General features: G+C 45.4%; 8 protein-coding genes. All 8 read right to left on the minus strand.

Annotation, left to right across the window (positions count from 1 at the left end; translation table 11 throughout):
* The coding region (locus ACN0TT_RS20450; protein WP_417763963.1) for an EpsG family protein at window positions 1-362 on the minus strand (362 nt) is incomplete at its 3' end.
* 45 nt (window positions 363-407) lie between these two features.
* On the minus strand, window positions 408-1,463 hold the full coding sequence (locus tag ACN0TT_RS20455) for a glycosyltransferase family 4 protein (RefSeq protein ID WP_417763964.1): 1,056 nt from the start codon (window positions 1,461-1,463) through the stop codon (window positions 408-410).
* A gap of 131 nt (window positions 1,464-1,594) precedes the next feature.
* A complete protein-coding gene (locus ACN0TT_RS20460) occupies window positions 1,595-2,863 on the minus strand; it encodes an O-antigen translocase (RefSeq protein ID WP_417763965.1) in 1,269 nt (422 codons plus the stop codon).
* A 3-nt stretch (window positions 2,864-2,866) separates the two neighbouring features.
* The gene (locus ACN0TT_RS20465; protein WP_417763966.1) at window positions 2,867-3,988 is read right to left on the minus strand and encodes a DegT/DnrJ/EryC1/StrS family aminotransferase; all 1,122 of its coding nucleotides are present in this window, start codon (window positions 3,986-3,988) and stop codon (window positions 2,867-2,869) included.
* Window positions 3,985-4,449: an acyltransferase gene (locus tag ACN0TT_RS20470; RefSeq protein ID WP_417763967.1), complete on the minus strand. Its 465-nt coding sequence runs from the start codon at window positions 4,447-4,449 to the stop codon at window positions 3,985-3,987. Before ACN0TT_RS20470 ends, ACN0TT_RS20465 begins: the two co-directional genes overlap by 4 nt.
* Window positions 4,446-4,838 (minus strand): sugar 3,4-ketoisomerase, encoded by a 393-nt coding sequence (locus tag ACN0TT_RS20475; protein ID WP_417763968.1) that lies wholly within the window; start codon window positions 4,836-4,838, stop codon window positions 4,446-4,448. The genes ACN0TT_RS20470 and ACN0TT_RS20475 overlap by 4 nt, the downstream gene beginning before the upstream one ends.
* Window positions 4,839-4,930: 92 nt before the next feature.
* Complete coding sequence (gene rfbC, locus ACN0TT_RS20480) at window positions 4,931-5,473, minus strand: dTDP-4-dehydrorhamnose 3,5-epimerase (protein ID WP_417763969.1); 543 nt, start codon at window positions 5,471-5,473, stop codon at window positions 4,931-4,933.
* Window positions 5,470-6,116 (minus strand): sugar nucleotidyltransferase (locus tag ACN0TT_RS20485; RefSeq protein ID WP_417763970.1); only part of this gene is annotated, 647 nt, incomplete at its 5' end. The genes rfbC and ACN0TT_RS20485, both read right to left, overlap by 4 nt.

Here is a 6,116-nt window from a genome sequence, read left to right on the forward strand (position 1 = left end):
GGATATAAACTCAGAAGATAAACAAAAAACCAAAACGTGCTATTTGAAAGCCGGGTAATGAGATACAATTTAGCAGTTAAAGAAATAAGCGCGGAAGAGAATAACAGGGCCCAAAAAGAAAAACCCATTTCTTTTACTAACAATGTTAGTGCAACAAATCCTACCTCAAAACGTCCGTCATATTCGGCAGAAAGCGATTCAAAAAACGCCCTGTACTGAAGATAGTCTCTATCGATCCCAAACACACGAAACGCAGTTAAATATGACAAAAAAACAACAAACAAAAAACAACCAGTACCTGACAATAACCTTTTAAAAGAAATCGTTTTTTTACCAAAAAGAATTGAACCCGGATTCGACAAATTAAGCCACCAAAGTTTATAAAATTAAACTGGATATTTTCAACATCATGATTCTGAAATAATATCCAAGAACTGCAACCCTACACAATTCCATGAATATTGCCTGATAATACTATTATTTATAGCTATTTCTTCTAATTGTTTCGATGAGTTCATATTGATTGCGAAATCCAAAGCTTCAACAATGCTTTTTTTGTTTACTCTTTCTAATCTAAGTTGCGGGTTGACGGCATCCAGTCTATCAGTCAAAGGTGAATAATTTGAGATAACCAATCGCCCTACAGCCATTCCCTCCGCACAAGGGTAATGAAAGGCGCCATACTCAATCAAACCAGTCGCAACTATTATGTCATTACTTTTGTAGAAGTCAGATAGTTCTGTGTCATTAGTTATCGGTCGATACACTATTTTGTCGTTAGCATTAAAATCACACTTTGGAAGATAAATTGCAACTTGTAATATTGCGTCATATTTCTTAGCTATTTCTGAAAAAGCTTCTATTATTTCAAACGTACCCTTATATCGCTCTTTACGACCAATACATCCAATTCTAATCGTCTTCGACTTACTAAATACTTCGCTACTTTCATAAAAAACATTAAAATCAATTCCTGCTGGAACACATCCAACTATATTTTTCACTCTTTCAGGTAAAATTTTCTCCGAATTCACTATTTTTCTTAAAGGAAGAAAATAGGATAAATATGCGAGAAATTTGGAAAACAATCCAGACACCAAATTAACCTCATATGCCTGGACGTAGTAATATTTACGGAAACGTCTTGGGAGAACAACAACAATAAAGGAAGTCAAGTTGTGATTAGCAATAACGCAACCTTCATCAAATTTTAGGATTTGAGAAAATATGGATAAGGCTGCAAAAACAACTCTAAGAATCTTTATATTTTCAAAACGCGACGCGACTGAAATAACTCTTGCACTGGTTGGATAGTAGGGCTCGGGACTATATTCAGGAGCGACAAACGTTACACTGCACCCATTCTTTATAAGATAATTTGAAAGGTTGGACAAGACTCGGTACCCACCCGATTTACCGAAGCCCAACACGGGAATTATTATTTTCATCAATAAATCATCCATCCATACAATATATTATAAAATTAAATCATATACTCATTTATAACAAAAGCTCGCTTCAGCGCCACACCACTGCTGATTAGTGAACCGCGTAAACACACGTCGAAGGCGCTCTAATAGTGTACTTTCTCACGTCATCTGGGCTCCTCATATGTCTGCACACGCAGCGATTTCCCAATAAAAATCGCCATCACTATCCAATAAATCAGATAATTAACTGTATGCGCCACAGCAACACCTTCTAAACCAATGCGATCAGTAAAGATAATGGTCAAACCAAAAAAAATTCCGGCAGATATAATTTCTGATGCAATAAATAACTTCACCATCGCCTTACCAAGCATAAGGTAAGCCAAAATCCAACTACCTATCTTTAAGGTATCTCCAGTCAGCTGCCAAGCAAAAAGCGGTTCCATCGGTGAAAACTCATCGCTAAACAAGAGACGAATAATAAAACTTCGGAGTAAGTAAATTGTCACGCCACATGTAGCCGCCACTGGCAAGATGATTTTATAACCCTGGATGATTTCACGTTTTATGTCGCCTGGGTCTTTCAGTTCCGATAATTTGGGCAGATAGTATACACTCAGTGTTGTTGTTACCAGCATCAAATATGCGGCGCTTAACCGCCACATGGCTTCCCAGTAGCCGGCGGCTTCCCAGCCGAGCGTTTCGCCCAAGTGGTTACGGATCAGTATATGGCTGAGCGGCACACAAGCCGCGCTGGTGAGTGCCATCGCTGCATAAGCAGCCAGGTTTTTAGCGGCCAATTTGTCAATGCCGCCAGCTAGGTAGCGCAATTTGAACCAAGAGGCTTTATATGTGAGTGACAAGGTCACAAAAAACGTCAGCGATTGGTATATCGCCAGCGCCACCAGAGCACCGTATAAACCCAGCTGGACTGCCATAACACCAGTTACTGTCAGTGCGAATAAGCTGCCGGCAATATTGGCAATGACATAGCGCTGAATCTCTTTTTTGCCGTTCAGGATGGCCAAGAGCAAGGTGTTGAATACAAACAGTACCAACGTGGCGGCAAACCAGATGAAGACACTACCCAAGGTTTCATCTTTTAAAAACCAGCCGGCCAACGGGCGGTTAAATACGATAACTAACAAAGCGGTAAGCACTGAACCAGTAAGGGCAATTGTGCCTGCCGTACGCCAGACGGTGTGTTGCCGGGCTTCGTCGTCGTAATACTCCGCTGTGTATTTGGTCACGCCGGTATTAATGGCGCCGCTGGCAAATGCGGTAATCATCTGCACGGCATTCTGGAACTGTCCCAATGCTGCGTAACCCGATGGACCAACGTAGATTGCCAATATTTTGTTAAGGCCCAGCAGCGTAAGCATTTTTATAATTACGGCGATGCCGTTCAGTAAACTGGTCTTGATCAACGTCATGCGTTAATTTGCCTTGAACGCATTGCACGCCTTTATGACCGCCTCTACCTGCTCATCATTCATCACCGGGCTGATTGGCAGGCTGAGCACTTCCTTATGAATTGCCTCGGTTAACGGGTAATGCTGCCGATTCCACTGTCTATAAGCCTGTTGCTGATGCGGGGGTATCGGGTAGTGGATCAGGGTCTGAATACCTGCCTCTTGCAAATGCTGCTGCAAGGCTTCGCGCTGAGGCGTGCGGACTACGTAGAGGTGGAACGCGTGGCTGTGCAAGCTACTCAAGGTGGATTCACGGCCAATCGGTTGGCCTAGCGCAGGGTGTTTTATGCCTGCGCTATAGGCCAGCGCAATGTGTTGCCGCCGTGAGGTGTCGGCATCCAGATGCTTCAGTTTCACGCGCAAAAAGGCCGCCTGTATTTCATCGAGACGGCTGTTCACACCTTGATAGCGATTTTCGTATTTTTTATGGCTACCATAGTTACCCAGGGCGCGGATGGTGTGCGCCAATTCGTCGTCGTTGGTGGTAACCGCTCCGGCATCGCCCAGTGCGCCGAGGTTTTTACCAGGGTAGAAGCTGAAGCCGGAGGCATCGCCCCAGTTACCGGCCTTTTTACCGCTGATTTCGGCCCCGTGTGCCTGTGCTGAGTCTTCCAGCACCAGCAGGTTGTGTGCTTTGGCCAGTGCCATGATCGCTGGCATGGGCGTTAGCTGCCCATAGAGGTGTACGGCAACGATTGCGCGGGTTTTATCAGTGATCGCGGCGGGTGTTTTAATCGGGCATAAGTTGTAACTTTTCTCATCTGGTTCGACCAGTATTGGCTTCAGGCGATTTTCAGTTATGGCGAGAATGCTGGCAATGTAGGTATTTGCCGGCACGATAACTTCGTCACCTTCTTTGAGCTTTCCGAGTTCTTTCCAGGCTCGCAGGGTAAGCGTAAGCGCGTCCAGGCCGTTAGCGACCCCTATACAGTGTTCTGTACCACAGTAGCTGGCAAATTCTTCGTCGAACGCGTTCAGCTCTGATCCTTGAATGTACCATCCTGAGTCAATGACTCTATTAGCGGCTTCCAACAGCTCTTGACGATATTGGTTGTTGATCGACTTGAGATTTAGAAAAGGAATCATTCTTCAATATACCTGATAATTCGGGCCGGGTTGCCGATAACCAGCGCACGCGGGGGAACGTCTTTGGTTACCACAGCGCCCGCGCCAACCATCGCCTGTTCACCGATACAAATTCCCGGCAGTATGGTTGCATTCGCTCCAATACTAGCCCCCCTTTTTACGGTAATACCTGAAAATTGATCCGGATAAGCCTTAGAGCGCGGATAAGGGTCATTTGTGAAGGTCACGTTCGGGCCAATAAATACATCGCTTTCGATACGAGAGCCATCCCATAACTGTACTCCCGATTTGACAGTTACGTTGTTTCCAATGACCACATTGGCTTCAATCAGTGTCTGTGCGCAGATGTTGCAGTCGCTACCAATACTCGCCCCTTCAAGAATAACGACGAATTGCCAAACCCTGGTTCCCTCTCCGATCTGGCAGTTTGCGACATCAGACGTCGGATGTATAAAGCTCATTGGCTCACCTGCCTGAGGAAGTGATCATAATCCCGGATATAATCATTTTCGTCGTAATGCTCACTGGCCAGCACGAGCAACACACAATCGGGGCTGAAGTCGTGCATAGTCCCCCAAATCATTGCCTCTTGCAGTAATCCTTTACTAGGTTCATCCAAGTCATAAGTAATCTGCCCCTGACCATCATCAAACGTAACCTTGCAGAAACCACTAACGGCGATTAAATATTGTTTGGTTTTATAGTGCGCATGGTTACCTCTCGGTATACCAGGTTGCGTACCAAAAATATAAAAAATTCTTTTTATATTAAATGGAATTGAACTGGCCGATTCTATCGCGATTAACTGGCCACGATGATCTCCCAGAACCTTATGCGTTGAAATGTTCAAGATGTCATCCTCGGAAGACGTGTGTATCCCTGACTATCGCTAAAAAATTTATTTTACTCTAAATAACAAAATTCTCTGCCATAGGCACTTTTTTAAAGTAACGGTGCTTCTCTATCTTTCTGATTCATTACAAGCTGAATTGTTTTCGGCCACTCTATCCCCAGCTTTGGATCATCCCATCGAATTGCCGCTTCGCAACCTTTGGCATAAAAGTCAGTAGTTTTGTAAAGCAAATGAGTATTATTTTCCAAGGCAACAAAACCGTGAGCAAAACCTTCGGGTATCCACAGCATCTGATGGTTGCTGTCACTCAATTCGGCACTTACCCACTGGCCAAAGGTAGGAGAATTCGGGCGAATATCGACAGCCACATCAAATACTGCGCCTTGGGCCACGCGCACCAATTTACCTTGGGCATGGGGTGGCAATTGGTAGTGCAGGCCACGCAACACTCCCTTTCTGGAACAAGAATGGTTATCCTGAACAAAAGGACGGGGTCTTGGCATCCCTAGCTGCTCTAAACCGCTGTGAAAGTTATGTTGGTTATAGCTTTCCATAAACCAGCCCCGCTCGTCTTCAAACATCTGCGGCTGTAGGATGATCACATCGGGAATGGCAGTGGGAATCAGTTTCATGATTCTTCTCGTAAGAGTTTTGTAAGATATTCGCCGTAGCCGGATTTTTTTAGACGGGCGGCGGCCTCGTGAATTTGATCGGTAGTTAACCAACCATTGTGGTAGGCGATTTCTTCGAGACACGCGATTTTCAGCCCCTGTCGTTGCTCAATCGTGTGTACAAAGTGGCCAGCTTCCATCAGCGAATCGTGGGTGCCGGTATCCAGCCAGGCAAAGCCACGCCCCAACATCTCGACACTCAGGCTTTGCTCTTCAAGGTAGGCGCGGTTGACGTCGGTAATTTCAAGCTCGCCACGGTGCGAGGGCTGGATAGATTTGGCAATCTCCACTACGCGGTTGTCGTAGAAGTATAATCCGGTTACGGCATAGTTTGACTTAGGGTGTGGAGGCTTTTCCTCAATCGAAATCGCCCTTTGCTGAGCGTCAAACTCAACCACACCGAAACGCTCGGGGTCGGAGACATGGTAACCAAAAACGGTCGCACCCTGCTCCTGCTCGGTGGCTGCTTTGAGTTTTTGAGAGAAATTCTGACCATAAAAAATGTTGTCGCCCAAAATCAGGCAGCAGGAATCATTGCCGATAAACGCTTCGCCAATAATAAAGGCCTGGGCGAGCCCATCCGGGCTCGGCTGTTCAGCATAGC

The organism is Shewanella sp. (genome assembly GCF_048265805.1).
Taxonomy (GTDB): Bacteria; Pseudomonadota; Gammaproteobacteria; order Enterobacterales; family Shewanellaceae; genus Shewanella.